General features: G+C 72.9%; 13 protein-coding genes. 4 read left to right on the top strand and 9 right to left on the bottom strand.

Going from position 1 to position 14,949, the window contains the following annotated elements:
• Window positions 1-6 precede the first annotated feature (6 nt).
• Window positions 7-543 (bottom strand): ATP-binding protein, encoded by a 537-nt coding sequence (locus AB0J04_RS29675; protein WP_363171643.1) that lies wholly within the window; start codon window positions 541-543, stop codon window positions 7-9.
• A 243-nt stretch (window positions 544-786) separates the two neighbouring features.
• Window positions 787-1,110, bottom strand: coding sequence for a hypothetical protein (locus tag AB0J04_RS29670; RefSeq protein WP_363171642.1), 324 nt, complete (start codon window positions 1,108-1,110; stop codon window positions 787-789).
• A 308-nt stretch (window positions 1,111-1,418) separates the two neighbouring features.
• On the opposite strand from AB0J04_RS29670, the gene AB0J04_RS29665 reads away from it, so the two are divergent.
• Entirely contained in the window at window positions 1,419-2,543 is a 1,125-nt protein-coding gene (locus AB0J04_RS29665) for a PLP-dependent cysteine synthase family protein (protein WP_363171641.1), read from the top strand.
• 16 nt (window positions 2,544-2,559) lie between these two features.
• Here the strand turns inward: AB0J04_RS29665 and AB0J04_RS29660 are convergent, their stop codons facing one another.
• Complete coding sequence (locus AB0J04_RS29660) at window positions 2,560-3,030, bottom strand: SRPBCC family protein (protein ID WP_363171640.1); 471 nt, start codon at window positions 3,028-3,030, stop codon at window positions 2,560-2,562.
• Between the two features lie 52 nt (window positions 3,031-3,082).
• Window positions 3,083-3,913, bottom strand: a complete 831-nt coding sequence (locus AB0J04_RS29655) for a DeoR/GlpR family DNA-binding transcription regulator (protein ID WP_363171639.1) — start codon at window positions 3,911-3,913, stop codon at window positions 3,083-3,085.
• Window positions 3,914-4,205: 292 nt separating this feature from the next.
• On the opposite strand from AB0J04_RS29655, the gene AB0J04_RS29650 reads away from it, so the two are divergent.
• On the top strand, window positions 4,206-6,506 hold the full coding sequence (locus tag AB0J04_RS29650; protein ID WP_363171638.1) for a hypothetical protein: 2,301 nt from the start codon (window positions 4,206-4,208) through the stop codon (window positions 6,504-6,506).
• Between the two features lie 19 nt (window positions 6,507-6,525).
• Here the strand turns inward: AB0J04_RS29650 and AB0J04_RS29645 are convergent, their stop codons facing one another.
• The 4 genes from AB0J04_RS29645 to AB0J04_RS29630 form a co-directional block, all read right to left on the bottom strand.
• On the bottom strand, window positions 6,526-8,970 hold the full coding sequence (locus AB0J04_RS29645; RefSeq protein WP_363171637.1) for a right-handed parallel beta-helix repeat-containing protein: 2,445 nt from the start codon (window positions 8,968-8,970) through the stop codon (window positions 6,526-6,528).
• A gap of 107 nt (window positions 8,971-9,077) precedes the next feature.
• Complete coding sequence (locus AB0J04_RS29640) at window positions 9,078-9,683, bottom strand: hypothetical protein (protein WP_363171636.1); 606 nt, start codon at window positions 9,681-9,683, stop codon at window positions 9,078-9,080.
• Window positions 9,684-9,868: 185 nt separating this feature from the next.
• Window positions 9,869-10,693 carry an MOSC N-terminal beta barrel domain-containing protein gene (locus AB0J04_RS29635; protein ID WP_363171635.1) on the bottom strand — a complete coding sequence of 275 codons (825 nt, stop codon included), beginning with the start codon at window positions 10,691-10,693 and terminating at the stop codon, window positions 9,869-9,871.
• A gap of 43 nt (window positions 10,694-10,736) precedes the next feature.
• Window positions 10,737-11,171: a DUF6643 family protein gene (locus AB0J04_RS29630; protein ID WP_363171634.1), complete on the bottom strand. Its 435-nt coding sequence runs from the start codon at window positions 11,169-11,171 to the stop codon at window positions 10,737-10,739.
• A 301-nt stretch (window positions 11,172-11,472) separates the two neighbouring features.
• On the opposite strand from AB0J04_RS29630, the gene AB0J04_RS29625 reads away from it, so the two are divergent.
• Entirely contained in the window at window positions 11,473-12,792 is a 1,320-nt protein-coding gene (locus AB0J04_RS29625) for a TerD family protein (RefSeq protein ID WP_363171665.1), read from the top strand.
• Between the two features lie 31 nt (window positions 12,793-12,823).
• On the opposite strand, the gene AB0J04_RS29620 is transcribed toward AB0J04_RS29625, so the two are convergent.
• Complete coding sequence (locus tag AB0J04_RS29620) at window positions 12,824-14,017, bottom strand: glycosyltransferase (RefSeq protein WP_363171664.1); 1,194 nt, start codon at window positions 14,015-14,017, stop codon at window positions 12,824-12,826.
• Between the two features lie 39 nt (window positions 14,018-14,056).
• On the opposite strand from AB0J04_RS29620, the gene AB0J04_RS29615 reads away from it, so the two are divergent.
• Window positions 14,057-14,842: an aspartate/glutamate racemase family protein gene (locus tag AB0J04_RS29615; protein ID WP_363171633.1), complete on the top strand. Its 786-nt coding sequence runs from the start codon at window positions 14,057-14,059 to the stop codon at window positions 14,840-14,842.
• Window positions 14,843-14,949: the final 107 nt, after the last annotated feature.

Genomic DNA, 14,949 nt, shown 5'->3' with positions numbered 1-14,949 from the left:
GCCCGGTCAGCCGACGACGGCGGACCGGGCGGGAGCATGTGCGGGCCGCAGATCGTCGACGGAGACGACCTCCGTGAACCGGGGCGGGGCCTGTTCCCGGGGCGTGCGCCGCGGCGGCCGCGCCGCCAGTTCGCGCGTGGCGACGGGCGCCGGCAGCGTGAACCAGACGACCTTGCCGGACTCGCCGTCCGGCCGGGCGCCCCAGCTCTCGCTGACCGCGGCCACCATGGCGAGGCCGCGCCCACAGGTGGCCAGCGCCTCGTCGTCGACGGCCCTCACCACCGGCAACCGCGGGTCGTGGTCGCGCACGGAGACGGTGAGCCGGTCGAGCAGCAGCTCCATCTCCACGACGCACGTCTTGTCGGGCTGCGCGTGCAGGTGGACGTTGGTCAACAGCTCCGTCACACCGAGCGCCGCCCGGTCTATGAGCGGGTCCATATGCCAGTAGCGCAACTGCGCCGATACGATTCTGCGGACCTGGCCGATCCGCGACGGCAGAGCCTGAAGCTCCACCATGCAGTGCCTGTTCGGGTTGGTGATCACGGCTGCGACTCCCCGACTGAGGTCCGGAAGAACACGGAGTTCGGATCGAGCAGAGCGTCTGCGCAAGGCGGCCGCCTGCTGTCGTGTCCGGCGGGCTGGTTCGCAGCGTTATCGCCGGTAAACCCAGAGTGACGTGAGATCAGAGTGGCGCAGCCTCCGCGGTACCGCAACTCGCGGTGGTCCGGTCGGCGGGCAGGGGTCTTCCGTGCGCGCCGCGGGCCCGGGTGTGCGCACGCGCCGGGCTCAGCCGCCGCGCCCCGCCGCCCTGCGCACGGCTTCGATGAAGCGGCGTGCCGCGGGTGGTCCCGGCTCGCCCGGCGCCGGGTCGTGGTCGCCGAGGGTCAGCAGGTACCGCTTGCCGTTGAGGTCGGCCAGCGCCCGGTCCTCCGCCGCGAACCAGGGCCTGGAGGCGCGGACCGCCTGCACGGGCGCGCTGTCGATCTCGCTGCCGTAGCTGGTCAGCAACTCCAGCCTGCCTCCGCTGATCCGGACCTGTCCGGCCCGGGTGAGCGAGCGCAGCCGCTTCCCTATGCGCACGCCCGTAGCCGTGAACTCCGGCTCCGCCATGCCTCCCCGCCCCCTTGTGATCGAACGTGTATCCGTGATCCAGTGTGCGCCCCCGTCCGGGACCTTCGCCCCGCCCGGTGCAGTCTGCCCGCGCCCGGCGTCGAGCACCAGTGCGCACGCCCCCGCGGGGGCACCCGTCCGGAGCACTCGCCCGAATGCGCCCCCATCTGCCCGCACCCGTTCCCCAGGCCCGCCTTTGGGACGCTCAAAGGTGTGTTTATGCAGGTGAGAAGCATGCTGACGGTGCTTATGATCGAGGTGTCGGCCGCGCGGACCACCGTCGGCGCGCAGCCCGAAGGAGCCCCGCCGTGACCACCTCCCAGCCCCCCAGGACCGGCGCCACCCTCGACGTCGACCACAGCGACACTGCCTACCGTGACTGGCTGAAAGAAGCCGTCCGCCGGGTCCAGGCGGACGCCAACCGCTCGGCCGACACACACCTCCTGCGCTTCCCGCTCCCGGACAGGTGGGGCATCGACCTCTACCTCAAGGACGAGTCGACCCACCCCACCGGCAGCCTCAAGCACCGGCTCGCCCGCTCCCTCTTCCTCTACGGCCTGTGCAATGGCTGGATCCGGCCGGGCCGCCCGGTGATCGAGGCCTCCAGCGGTTCGACGGCCGTTTCCGAGGCGTACTTCGCGAAGCTGATCGGCGTGCCCTTCATCGCCGTCATGCCGCGCACGACGAGCGCCGAGAAGATCCGCCTGATCGAGTTCCACGGCGGCCGATGTCACTTCGTCGACGACCCGCGCACGATGTACGAGGAGTCGGCCCGCCTCGCGGCGGACGGCGGGGGCCACTACATAGACCAGTTCACCTACGCGGAACGGGCCACGGACTGGCGCGGGAACAACAACATCGCCGAATCCATCTTCCGTCAGCTGGAGTGGGAACGGTTCCCGGAGCCCGCGTGGATCGTGGCCACGGCCGGCACCGGCGGCACCTCCGCGACGCTCGCACGCTATGTCCACTACACGCGGCGCAACACCCGAATCTGCGTCGCCGACCCGGAGAACTCGTGCTTCTTCGAGGGCTGGACCACCGGCGATCCGGACGTCACCTGCGACTGCGGCTCGCGCATCGAGGGCATCGGGCGGCCCCGCATGGAGCCCAGCTTCGTGCCCGGCGCGATCGACCGGATGATGAAGGTGCCCGACGCGGCCAGCGTCGCCGCCGTACGCGCGCTCGAACGGGCCATCGGCCGCAGGGCGGGCGGCTCGACGGGCACCGGACTGTGGAGCGCGCTCAAGATCGTCGCCGAGATGGTCGCCGACGGCCGGCAGGGCAGCGTGGTCACCCTGCTGTGCGACCCCGGGGACCGCTACCTGGACAAGTACTACTCCGACGTCTGGCTCGCCGATCAGGGCCTGGACATCGCCCCGTACACCGCGGCCATCGACTCCCTGCTGGCGACGGGCGTGTGGCAGGAGTGAGCGTCAGGACCGGTCCTTAAGCTGCGAGCCTTCGGTCCAGCGCGGTGACCGCGCCCCGGAAGGAGCGTCCCAGGCCCGGCCCGGCCAGGCGGAACACGCCTCGGAACAAGCCCGTCCCGTCCGTCGCGAAGGTCCACTGCACGCGCGTTCCCGGGCCGGCGGGCGTCAGCCGCCACTCCTCGACCAGAGCCCGGACCCCGGGCACATTGGCGACGTCCACGCGATAGGCGTACAGCTCCGGCGCCTTCGCCACGAGGACCGTCTCCCGGAAGCGGGCGCCGCCCCGCAGCCGGACGTCACGCCCCGCGCCGCCGTCGAGCGGCTGGATCGCGGCCACCGCCGGGAACCACTCCGCCCAGCCCGCGATGTCGTCGGCCAGCGCGTGGAAGACCCGCTCCGGGGGCGCTGAGAGGTCCCGGGCGAAGACCGTGCGGACGGGAGCGGTATCGACGAAGTCGAGTCCTTCGGAGCGCAGACGACGGGCCATGGCGACACGAACCCCCTAGGTCGACGGGGGCGTCACCCTAGCCGCAGCCCCGTCAGATGTCTGCACCCTCGGCGGGCTCGCCCGCGACCACCAACAGCCGCAGCTGCTCGGAGACCTCCTGGCGTGCCTCGGCCGGCAGACCGCCGTCCGTCACCAGTGTGTCGACCTGCTCCAGCGCCGCGAACGAACTCAGGCCCACCACACCCCACTTGGTGTGGTCCGCGACCACCACGACCCGGCGCGCCGACTGCACCAGCCGCCGGTTGGTCTCCGCCTCCGCGAGGTTCGGCGTCGACAGGCCCGCCTCCGCCGATATGCCGTGCACACCGAGGAACAGCACGTCGAAGTGGAGCGCCGCGATGGCCTGGTCGGCGACCGGACCCACCAGCGAGTCCGACGGCGTGCGCACGCCGCCGGTCAGCACGACCGTGGCCGCGCCCTGCCGCGGGCCCGACGTGCGCTGCGCCATGTGGAAGACGTCGGCCACGCGGACCGAGTTGGTCACCACGGTCAGATCCGGCACGTCCACCAGATGTTGCGCCAGCGCGTACGTGGTCGTGCCGCCCGACAGCGCGATCGCGCTGCCCGGGGTGACGAGCTCCGCCGCGGCCTTCGCGATGTCTTCCTTGGCGGTCAGCTCCAGACCTGACTTCGCCTCGAAGCCCGGCTCGTGGGTGCTCGCCTCCACGACCGGCACCGCGCCGCCGTGCACCTTCTCCAGGACACCCTGCCGCGCCAGCGCGTCGAGATCGCGCCGCACCGTCATGTCCGACACGCCGAGCTTGCGGGTCAGCTCATTGACCCGGACACCGCCACGACGCCGTACCTCGTCCAGGATCAGGGCACGGCGCTGCTCCGCGAGGAGGTTCTGATTCTCACTCACGTACGCTCCGGTCCTTTCCCTCAAGCCCTCCGACAGGCCCGCTCACCTGCTCCGACAAGGGAAATTCCGCCGACGCCGGTGTGCGGGTGCCCCATCCTCGCACGGCTCGCTCACAGGTGTGCCACCACCCCGGACGCGTGCATGCCACGCGCAGAAGGCGCACGTGTCCGTCGCACGCTCCGGGGAGATTCCGTGACGAGAGGTGTATCAGGACCCCGGAGCGGCGATCCTTATGCCCGCACGGGCAGATACGGACACCTGGCGAAGGCGTGTCACGGGGGAAGTGCGAACAGTGAAACGTACCGCTCCGGGCGGAGCCGCCCTGGAACTCCTGGTCCACGGCGTGGGTGGGGCCACGCCCGAGAAGATGCTGAACGATCCGCGCACGGTGCGGATCACCGGCGACGCGACGGCCGCCGTCTTCCGACGCGCGGAGGACGTCACCGCGGACTCCGACCCCGGCGACGACCGCGGCCGCGAGACCCCGGTCCCCGAGGCCTACGTCTGGTCCAACCTCACCTCAGGCAACGGCACCCGCGCCCTGTGGTTGTTGCTGCTGCCGTTCATGGTCGTCAACCTCGCCCACTGGATGCGCCCCGCCGCCGCCCGGGAACGCACCCGCGCGGTGCGGTTGTACGGACTGCTGGTGCGGCTCGCCGCGCTGAGCCTGACGGTGCTGCTCGTCGCCGCGGCCTGCGAGGTCGCCCTCGACCTGACGGCTTGGCAGTGCGCGGGCACGCACGCGTGCGCCGAACGCCACTCCTGGCTGGGCTTCCTCTCGCCGACGGTCTCGAACGGCGGCTGGTGGAGCCTGCCCGGCCGTCGACTCGCCCTCGCGGCGCTGGTCCCGACCGTTCTCGTCGCCCTCCTCTGGTACCTCTCCCACCGCACCTGGCGGGCCTACGAGTCCCAGGAACCCCTCGACCGCACGCCCGAACCCGAGAACGGCCCCGGGCACACCGCACTCGGCCGGCCCGGCTTCTGGTACGGACGCCGCCTGGTGGCCCGGCTCCGCGCCGCCCACACCGCGGCCGGCCTGCTCACGGTGGCCGCGGCGATCGGCACCGCGGCCGCCCGCCAGGACCGCCGACCCGGCGGCCCGGCCCTCCTCGACGTCCTCGGACGGCTGCTGGAGGCCTCCCTGGCCGTGGGTGCGCTGGTCACGGTGTGGGTGGTGTGCCGCCGCGGCCGCAGCGAGCGTCACCTCGACCGCCGTCTCGACGCCCACCTCGTGCACCGCCTGCCGCTGGCCGCCCTCGTCCTGCTCGCCCTCACGCTGGTGTACGCCGGCTGGGACCGCCCCGGCTGGACTTCCGAGGGCCGCCTCCCGGGCGACGCGACCTTCGGCGGTCTCGCCATCGTCCAGGGCACGCTGGTGATCGCCCTGGCGATCGTCGCCCGCGCCCTGCACCACTGCCCGCGGAACACCCCCGGGTCCGGGGAGCGCTGTGCCCTGCACGGGCTCGGCGGCCCCGCGGTCGCGATGCTGGCCTGCGCGCTGGGCGGGGTGATGTCCGGCGGTGTGTCGCAGCGGGTGTCGGACTGGCTCGACGGCACCGGAACCTTCCTCCACGGCCCCCCGGTGCTGCTGACCTGGCAGGCGTCCGTGATCCCCGTACTGCTCGTCGTCCTGCTGGTGCTGTGCGGCGTCCTCGGCCGACAGACCCTGCTGCTGACGCGCGCCGAGCAGGACAAGGTGCTCAGCGAGTACGCAGTGGCGCCCGGCGACCCCGCCCGCACCCGGCGCATCGCCCGGGCCCGCGCGATGGCCACGCTCACCGACCGCGCCCCGCTCCTCGTCGCCGTCACCTCCACCGCGACCCTGCTCCTGGGCGCGGGCGCGCTCGTCGGCGCCTTCGGCACCGGGAAGACACCGGTCCGGGCCGGGGAGAGCGCCCAGCCCTTCGTGCACGGCGCGGCCCAGACCGTGCAGGCACTGGGCTCCTGGCTCATCGGACTCGGCTTCATACTGTTCGTCACCTGGGGCAGGCGCGCCTACAAGGACGCCTCCGCGCGGCGCACGATCGGCATCCTCTGGGACGTCGGCACCTTCTGGCCGAGAGCCGCGCACCCCTTCGCCCCGCCCTGCTACGCCGAGCGCGCGGTACCCGACCTGACCTGGCGCATGGCCTCCTGGACGCGGGCCACCGGCGGACGCCTGGTCATCTCCGGCCACTCCCAGGGCAGCGTCCTCGCGGCCGCCGCGGCCTGGCAGCTGAAACCCTCCGACCGCAAACGGGTCGCCCTGCTCACCTACGGCTCCCCGATCGAGCGCCTCTACGGCCGCTGGTTCCCGGCCCACTTCGGACCCGAAGCGCTCGACGCCCTGCACGAGGACATCGACTGCTGGCGCAACCTGTACCGGCCGACCGACCCCATCGGCGGTCCGGTGCGGCTGTCCGGAGACGACTGCGGGCCGCAGGTGGACCGCGAGCCTCTCGCCGATCCGCTGGCGTACGGCCGCACCGAGGCGCACCCGCTGCCCGCGCCCGTCCTGGGCCACTCCGACTACCAGGCCGACCCGGCGTTCGCCGAGGAACGCGAACGGCTGCTGGCCCGACTGCGACCGGAGGTTCCCGTGCAGCGCGCCTGAGCGGGCGGGGCGCCTCCGCTCAGGGCAGCTCGGGCAGGTCCTCCGCGTACAGCAGCGTCAGGTCGTCCTTGCTCGGCTCCGCCACGTGCGCGACGCGGCTCGCGTGCCGCTCCACCATCGCCTCGAACGTCTGCCGCGCGGTGCGCCCGTTGCCGAACGCGGGACCCTTCGGGAGGTCGGTGAAGTACTTCAACAGGGCGTCCGAGGTGGCCGGGCCGAGCCGGTACTCGTGCTCCTCGGCCTGCTGCTCCACGATCCGCAGCAGTTCCTCGGGGCCGTAGTCGCCGAAGGTGATGGTCCGGGAGAAACGGGACGCCACACCGGGGTTGACCGAGAGGAACCGCTCCATCTCCGCCGTGTAGCCCGCGACGATCACGACCACGGCGTCCCGGTGGTCCTCCATCAGCTTCACGAGGGTGTCGATGGCCTCCTTGCCGAAGTCCCGGCCCGCGTCCTCCGGCGACAGCGCGTACGCCTCGTCGATGAACAGCACACCGCCGTGCGCCCGTTGGAAGGCCTCCTGGGTGCGGATCGCCGTCGAGCCGATGTGCTCGCCGACCAGATCGACCCGGGACACCTCCACGAGATGGCCCTTCTCCAGGACATGGAGAGAGGCGAGGATCTCGCCGTAGAGGCGCGCGACCGTCGTCTTTCCGGTGCCGGGGGAGCCGGTGAAGACCAGATGCCGCTTGACGGACGCCGCCTTGAGCCCCGCCTGCTGACGGCGCCGGCCGACCTCGATCATGTCGATGAGGGCCCGCACCTCGCGCTTGACGCTGTCCAGGCCCACCAGGGTGTCCAGCTCACCGAGCACGTCCTTGGAGGTCCGCACCGAGATCTCCGGCTCGGCGGCGGACGGCTGCGGCCCGGGCACGGTGGCGCGCTGCTCGGGGATCACGCCGAGCAGCCCCGACTGGGCGGTCGTCTGCACGACCGGCTCCGGGACCGCCGAGGCGCCCGGCGTCCGCACGCCCGCGCTCTCGTCGCTGGTGCAGTCCTCGACCACAGGACCGGAACCGGACGCGGCGTCGCCGCCGGCGTCCGCGAACTCGTAGCCGCCCCGCGCACAGCGCTCCGTACGGCACTTGCGCAGCGTCGTACGACTGCCGTCTATGACGTGGAAGCCGTAGCCGCCGCTGTTCGTCACCCGGCAGTTCAGGAAGCTGCCGCGACCGCCGGCCGACACATAGAACCCGGCCTCGGCGGGGGAGTCCACCGTGCAGCGCTCGACGGTGGGGTCGGCGCCCTTGGTGACGATCACGCCGGTCTGCGTGCTGTCCACGGTGCAGTTGTTGAGGGTGCCGCCGCTGCCGTGGTCGCGGAACCACGCGCCGGTCGCCGCGTCCCGGATCCGGCAGTCGTCGAGCTGGGCCGTCGCGCCGTCGCTCACCGACACGGCCGTGTTGCGGACCTGGAAGAGGTCGCTGTCGACGACGTCCGCGCGGGAGCCGCGGTCGAGGACGAACAGCGCGTCCGGCACGTCGTGCACCCGGCAGGAGTCGAGGACCGCGGTCGCGCCGTCGCTGACCCAGACGGCCGGGTAGTCGCCGGTGCTGTCGAAGATCTCGCACTGGTTGGCGTCCACGCGCGTGCCCGGGTCCCACACCGACAGCCCGTTGCGCCCGAACTGACGCACCGTCGTACGGGTCAGCGTCAGCACCGAGCGGGAACGCAGATCGACCGCGTTCTCCGGGATGTCGTGGATCCGGCAGTCGGCCAGCGTGAGCACCGCGTCCGTGTCGAGGGTGACGCCGTCGGCGGTGGTGCGGTGCACATCGCAGTCGGTGAGGTGCGCGGCGGCCCGCGAGGTGATCTGGACGCCGCTGCCCCGGACCTCGTAGACCTCGCAACCCACCGCCTCCAAGGCGGAGTTGTCGCCGGTCGCGCTCAGGCCCGCGCCCGAGGTGTGGTGCACCCGGCAGCGCTCCAGCCGGGGGTGGCCGCCGCCGCGCACCGCGACGCCCGCCTGACCGGCCGCGACGACCTCGCACTCCTCGAAGACACCGCCGCCGCCGTCGACCACGGCGATGCCGATGCCCGCCGGGTTGTCGACGGTGCACCTGCGGACGGTCGGGCGGGCGCTGCCGCGCACCTCGATGCCCGCCGCGGAACGCGTGACGATCCGCAGGTCCAGCAGCTCGGGCGTGCCCTCCTCGACGAGCACCGCGGGCGCGGCCGCGTCCTGGCCCTCCACGTGCAGGTCCTGCACCACGGCCGAGGCACGCACCGTCAGCGGCACTCCGTCCACCGGCGCCAGGCGCACGGAACCCGGGGAGCCCTCGGGGCCGCGCAGGGTCACCGACCGCTGCACGACGAGGTTCTCCCGGTAGGTGCCGGGAGCGATGGTGAGGACGTCCCCCTCGGCCGCGGCCTCCAGGGCGGCGGCGAGCGATGCGTACTCACCCGTGCGGCGCCGCCACCTCGATGTGCCGGTGTGCGTCACCTGGACCGTGCCCTGTGCCATGGCGTTGCTGTGCCCCCACCTCGTGGTACGCGGGTTGATGCCGAATGGTTCGGCCGGACCACCGTAGCGTGCGCGCGGGTGGTGGGTTGACCAGAGACGAAAGGCCGTCAGATGCCGGTGCCGGCGCGGCCCCAGTCGGGGCCCGCCCGGTCCCATGCCTGGTCCAGGCGGGCGTACCGGCGGCGGACCAGGCGCCAGACGATCAGCCGTCGGCCGGCCTCGACGGCGCCCGCGGTGAGCAGGGCTGTGCCGAAGCCGGCCAGCACCGCGTGCGTCGTGGCCGTGGCGGAGTCCAGCGGGCGGGCCGTCGGGCGGCCGCGGCCGTCCGTCCACAGCGCGAAGTGGTCGCCGCTGTGCGGGGTCTTGAGGCCCGCCAGGACCGTGCCGTGCTGCGCGCTGCCGTCCGGTGCGGTCCAGTCCGCGACGACCCGGGTGCGGGCCTCGCGGCCGGTGGCGGTCTCGGGATCCGCCTCCAGCGGCGAACCGTCCACCTTCCGCACCACGGTGGCCGTGACCTCGTGGCGCGACTCGCGTTGCTCGCGCACCGATCGCTGCAGGACGTCCTGCGCGACCGCCCCCACGAGGGAGCCCACCAGCGGCGCGACGAGGAGGATCAGGAGCAGGGCCGACAGAGCCACCCACGCCTCGACCAGATCCGTCCTGCGGCGCAGCGGATTGTGTCGCCAGCGCCAGATTCCGCCGATCGCTCGCACCTCCGCACCCCCCTTCCCCGCTCCGTGATAACCCCCGGCGGAGCCGTTCACGCGCGTGCCCGGTGAAAGAGAGAGCGAAATCACCAGGCTCGGGACGTCTCATGAACTTCTCCCCCAATCCCAACGCTTCAGGACCGGGCGGGGGTTCCCACGGACCGCCGTGCTCGCGCGGAGAAGCAGGTGCGCTAGGAGACGACGCGCACCGGATCGCCGACGGCGATCGTGCCGCGGGAGAGGGGCACCAGGTTCTGTCCGAAGACCGGCTTGCCGCCCAGGCGCCGGTGCCGGGCCAGGGTGAGCAGGGGTTCCCGGCCGCGCTCCGCGGTGCCCTGGTCGGTGGTGGTCACGACACACCGGCCGCACGGCTTGGCGACCCGGAACTCGACCTCGCCGACGACGAGCCGCGACCAGCCGTCCTCGGCCCAGGCCTCGGTGCCCGCCACGACCAGGTTCGGCCGGAAACGGTTCATCGGCAGCGGTCCCTCCTCGGCGTGCTCGCCCCGGGCGATCAGGGCGTTGAGGGCGTCGAGGGAGGCGGTGGCGGCGGCCAGCAGCGGAAATCCGTCGGCGAAGGCGACGGTCTCGCCGGGCAGCGCGTACTCGGGGTTCACGGCCCTTCGCGTCGCCGGGTCGTCCATGTGCACCAGCCGTACGTCGGCGCCGACGTGGGCGCTGCACCAGGCGTGCGCGGCGTCGTCGGCGAGGACCCCCTCCACCTTGTCGCGGAAGATCTGCAACGACACCGTGCCCACCGGCTCGGGCACCGACACGGTCAGCGGCTGCAGACCGGGCGCGGACAGACGCACGCCGCCGCCGGGCAGAAGCTCGGCGGCGGCCAGTGCGAGGCGCGGCTGCTGACGTTGTGTGACGACCTTTCCCCCGTCGTCGATCAGCGCCCAACGCCGGTCACCGGCCAGCCCCCAGGGCTCCACTACGGCCGTACGGGGCTCCTGGCCCCGGAACGCCTTGACCGGATGGACGTGAATCGACAGCAGGTGCGCAGTGCCCATGAGGTCATCCTGCCAGGCGGCACCGACAACCCCGGACGGCTTCTCAGTAGCCGCGGTACTGCTGGTTGTTGTACGGCTCCTGGTACTGCGGCGCGGCGGGCCGGGGAGCGGCCGGGCGCATCGCCTCGTAGCCCGTGCCGGGACCCGCCGGGCGCTGCTGCTGCGCCTGGGGACCGGGGTAGCCGCGCGGCGGCCCGGCCTGCGGCGGGATGTACGCCGCCGGGGCCTGCTGGAGCGGCGAGGGCTGCTGCGCCTGCGGGTAGCCGTAGGGCTGCTGGGACGGACCCGCCGGGAGGGCGGGCAGCGCCGACGGCAACGCGGGCAGGTTGCTGCCGCTCATGCCCATGTCGTACGCGGCGGGGACCCGGATCGGGGCGATCTGCGGGGTCCCCCGCTCGGCCACGAGCGAGTCGTAGATCGGAGTGTCCGGGAAGGAGGCGTAGTAGCCGCCGCCATAGGTGGAGCGGGGGGAGGTCATGGCACATAAGTTAAGCCCACGATGTGCTGGTTGGGGAGACCGATAAGAGGGTTGTTTTCCGTGTCGGCAGTGACCTTGGATCGCCAATGCGAGCGAACGTGGGAAAAAAGGACGGCAATCGCCTTGTAGATCGTGTAAAGGCCGAGTTCCCGGCGGGTTACCAGGGGTTGGCCAGCGCTGTTCCTGTGCTCCTCATGGGCGTTCGCCGTCCTGCGGAATAGGTTGGCCGAGTAGACATACCGGAGGGGTGCCGGGGCGTGTGCCGCCTGGCGCACGACACGCGATGGGGGCGTACATGTCAATGTCGAAGGGTTCCAATGCTCCGGTGCCGACCACGGCACTGCGCGTCGAATTGGGCTGGCGCTCGGGACCGGGCGTTCCGGACGCGGACGCCTCGGGGCTGCTGCTCGTGGGCGGAAAGGTCCGTTCCGACGCCGACTTCGTGTTCTACAACCAGCCGGCCCATTCCTCCGGAGCCGTCCGCCACGAGGGCAAACGCGACGCCGGAGGCCGGGTGACCGACACCCTTCTCGTCGACCTCGCGCGCGTGGAGCCCGCGATCGAGACCATCGTCCTGGCCGCCTCGACGGACGGCGGTGCGTTCGGTCTCGTCCCCGACCTCTACATCGAGGTACGGGACGCTGCGCAGGGCACGGTCGTGGCACGGTTCGACAGCGCCGGCGCCACGGTCGAGACGGCGTTCGTGCTGGGCGAGTTCTACCGCCGCCAGGGCGCCTGGAAGTTCCGGGCCGTAGGCCAGGGCTACGGCAGCGGCCTCGAAGGGCTGGCCACGGACTTCGGGATCACCGTGGACGAGCCGCAGCACGCGCCCGCCTCCGCTCCGACGACGCCCCGGACACCGCAGGCGCCTCCTCAGCCACCGCCGTCGCAACAGCCGACCATGCCCGCTTTCCCGGCCACCGTGCCCCCGCCCGTCCACCAGGCCCCGCCCCCTGCGCCGCCGGCCCCGCCCGCCGCGCCGGTCCGGCTGACCAAGGTGACGCTCACCAAGGCCGCACCCTCGGTGTCCCTGGCCAAGCAGGGCGGCACCTCGGGCGCCCTGCGCGTGAACCTCAACTGGGAGGTGCGCAAGCAGTTCTCCGGGTGGGGCAGCAAGCGCGGGCGGGCGATGGCCCTGCACAACGACCTCGACCTCGACCTGTGCGCCCTGTTCGAGCTCGCCGACGGCCGCAAGGGGGTGGTCCAGGCCCTCGGCAACGCCTTCGGCGCCCTGCACCAGCCGCCCTACATCCACCTCGACGGCGACGACCGCACCGGCGCCGTGGCGAGCGGCGAGAACCTCACCGTCAACCTCGACCACCGGACCGACTTCCGGCGCATCCTCGTCTTCGTGACCATCTACGAGGGCGCCCGTTCCTTCGCCGACCTGCACGCCACGGTCACACTGCAACCCCAGTACGGCGCTCCGATCGACTTCTCCCTGGACGAGTGCACGGTCCCGTCGACGGTCTGCGCGCTCGCGCTGATCACCAACCAGGGCGGCGACCTCGTCGTCCAGCGCGAGGCCCGCTACCTGGTGCCCGAGCGCGGGGTGAGCCCGCAGCGGACCGTCGACCACGCCTACGGGTGGGGCATGAACTGGACGCCGGGCCGTAAGTAAGGGGCCGTGAGCCAGGGGTCTCCCGACGGACTCAGCCCTCGTCGGCGACGGCGTCCGGACGTGCGTAGGTGCGGCCCTTCCAGGCCGCACCGCGCCCCCGGTAGTGCTGGACCGCGGAGTCGACCGTCATCAGGAGGTACAGGAACGCGGTGAACGGCAGCAGCGGGGCGAGCCACAGCGGCTGACGGCAGTAGCGGAGCATGGGCAGATAGGTCCCTGTCATCACCAGCCACGCCAGCCCGCCCGACACCGCGGTGGCCGTGCTGCCGACGGCGAGCCCGCCGAGCAGCGCGAGCGGCGGAACCAGGTACACCAGGGCGAGGCCGAGCACCGTGCCGAGCAGCAGCAGCGGGTTGTGCCGCAGCTGCGCGTAGGCACTGCGCGACACCATCCGCCACAGGTCGCGCAGCCTCGGATACGGGCGCACGCTGTCGACGCGGTCGGCCAGTCCCAGCCAGATGCGGCCGCCGTGGGACTTCACGGCCCGCGCGAGTGCCACGTCGTCGATGACGGCCTGCCGGATGGCGTCCGGGATCCGCGCCCGCTCGGCCGCCTCGGCGCGCAGCAGGACGCAGCCGCCCGCCGCGGCCGCCGTCCGCCCCCCGCGCCGCCCGATCCGGCGGAACGGGTAGAGCTGCGCGAAGAAGTAGACGAAGGCCGGCACCACCAGCCGCTCCCACAGGCTCTCCACCCGCAGCCGGGCCATCTGCGAGACGACGTCGAAGCCCCCGGTGCGCGCAGCCGCCACCAGTTCCCGCAGGCTGTCGGGGGCGTGCGCGATGTCGGCGTCCGTCAGGAGCAGGTACTCGGGCTCACGCGCGCGTGCCAGGCCGATTCCGTGGCGCACCGCCCACAGCTTCCCGGTCCAGCCCGCGGGCGGTTCGCCCGGCGAGTCCACGGTCAGCGGGAGCCCGCCGTGCCGCCGGGCGAGAGTGCGCGCCAGCTCGCCCGTGCCGTCGCGGCTGCCGTCGTCGACGAGGAAGATCTCCGCCCGCCCCGGATAGTCCTGTGCGAGCAGCGAGGGCAGGCTCTCGGGCAGCACCGCCGCCTCGTCGCGCGCGGGGACCACGACACAGACCGACGGCCATTCCCGCGGTTCCGTGCGGGCGGGCAGCCTGACGTCCGTGCGCCAGAAGAAGCCCTGACAGAGCAGCAGCCACAGCCAGGCGGCCAGGGACAGGGCGGCGGTCCACGCGATGGCGCTCACGCGCGCAGTCTGCCCCACCCGGCCCGGCCGCAAGAGCACATCGTCTATCGTGGCCGGGTGAAGATCGCGCTCATGGACTCCGGAATCGGTCTGCTGGCGGCCACCGCCGCGGTACGGCGACTGCGACCCGACGCCGATCTCGTGCTCTCCCTCGACCCCGACGGCATGCCCTGGGGCGCGCGCACCACGCAGGATCTCACCGCGCGGGCCGTGGCCGTCGCCGAGGCCGCGGCCAGGTACCGGCCCGAGGCCCTGATCATCGGCTGCAACACGGCGACCGTGCACGCCCTGTCGGCCCTGCGGGCCCTGCTGGAACCCGCCGTCCCGGTGATCGGCACCGTCCCGGCGATCAAGCCGGCCGCGGCCGGCGGCGGCCCCGTCGCGATCTGGGCCACGCCCGCCACCACCGGCAGCCCCTACCAGCGGGGCCTGATCGAGGACTTCGCCGGCGGTGTCACGGTCGCCGAGGTGCCCTGCTGGGGGCTGGCCGAGGCCGTGGAGCACGCGGACGAGTCGGCGATCGACGCGGCGGTCGCCGCGGCCGCCGCCCTCACCCCCGACGATGTGACGACCGTCGTCCTGGGCTGCACGCATTACGAGCTGGTCGCCGACCGCATCCGGGCGGCCGTGCAGCGTCCCGGACGGCCGCCGCTCGTCCTGCACGGCTCCGCGGGCGCGGTGGCCGCGCAGGCACTGCGCCGGATCGGCGCGCGTACGGAACCCGAGACGGCGGCCCTCGGCGCAGTGACGGTTCTCCTCAGCGGTCGCGAGGGCGCTCTTCCGGCGCCCGCCCTGGCCTACCCGGAAGGCCGACTGCTCCAGGCCGTCAGCCCGGCTCCCTGATCCGCGGGTACGGCCGGCCCCGTTACCTTTTCCGTGGCCCCGCAATGGGGCGCCTGGCCCCCGGGTCCGGTATGGCTGTGTGCCCCCTGTCGTACGGATGACCTGGG

It is taken from the genome of Streptomyces sp. NPDC050263 (assembly GCF_040655955.1).
Lineage (GTDB): Bacteria > Actinomycetota > Actinomycetes > Streptomycetales > Streptomycetaceae > Streptomyces.
This window is presented reverse-complemented; position numbering and strand designations above follow the sequence as displayed.